General features: G+C 54.6%; 2 protein-coding genes. One reads left to right on the plus strand and one right to left on the minus strand.

Going from position 1 to position 775, the window contains the following annotated elements; genetic code table 11:
• A partial coding sequence (locus SO140_RS46230; RefSeq protein ID WP_498544238.1) for an NAD(P)H-dependent oxidoreductase occupies positions 1-261 on the minus strand: 261 nt, incomplete at its 3' end.
• A 102-nt stretch (positions 262-363) separates the two neighbouring features.
• Between SO140_RS46230 and SO140_RS46235 the strand changes: the two genes are divergently transcribed.
• The gene (locus SO140_RS46235) at positions 364-723 is read left to right on the plus strand and encodes a winged helix-turn-helix transcriptional regulator (RefSeq protein WP_498544239.1); all 360 of its coding nucleotides are present in this window, start codon (positions 364-366) and stop codon (positions 721-723) included.
• Positions 724-775: the final 52 nt, after the last annotated feature.

Raw genomic sequence — 775 nt, forward strand, 5'->3', positions numbered from 1 at the left:
GCCGTAAGTGAGCACGTCGTCCAGCCATTTTTTCAGCAGCGGCGGGCTGCTGAACCAGTAAATCGGGAACTGCAGCACGATGTTGTCATGCGCTTCAATCAACTGCTGTTCTTTGGCGACGTCGATCTGCCAGTCCGGATAGGCCTGATGCAGTTCGTGCACGGTATACCGCTCCGGATAGCGACGCAGTTCCTCCAGCCAACGTTTGTTAACCACCGAGTTCGCCATATCGGGATGGGCCACGATCACCAAGGTTTTCATACTGATTTCTCCAGTCAGGTGTTTCGACGCATCTTAGGGTATGCTGACAGAATGTAAAATACGCACACTCACGACACATACTTACCTTGGAGAAAGTATAAAATGACCGCCGAATCTCACTGCAGCCCAACGGGCATCAGTCTCGGAGACACCGGCTATGGCTACACCCTGTCGGTGATCAACGGCAAATATAAAATGATTATTCTCTACTGGCTGGCGCTGTATAAGCAAGTATTGCGGTTCAACGAGCTGCAGCGCTGCATCGGCACCATTTCGTACAAAACGCTGAGTTCGACGCTGAAAGAGCTGGAAAAAGATCGCCTGGTGGTGAGAAAGGAGTATCCGCAGATCCCGCCCAAGGTGGAGTACAGCCTGTCCGAACGCGGGCGTTCGCTGATCCCGGTGATCGACATGATGTGTAACTGGGGGGAACAGCACCGGCCGGAACAGCCGGTGCCCTGAGGGGTTAGTTGTCCGCCGCCGCTGAGGTTGCCGGAGCGGGATCGTCGTGCTC

The organism is Bradyrhizobium sp. UFLA05-108 (assembly GCF_059803455.1).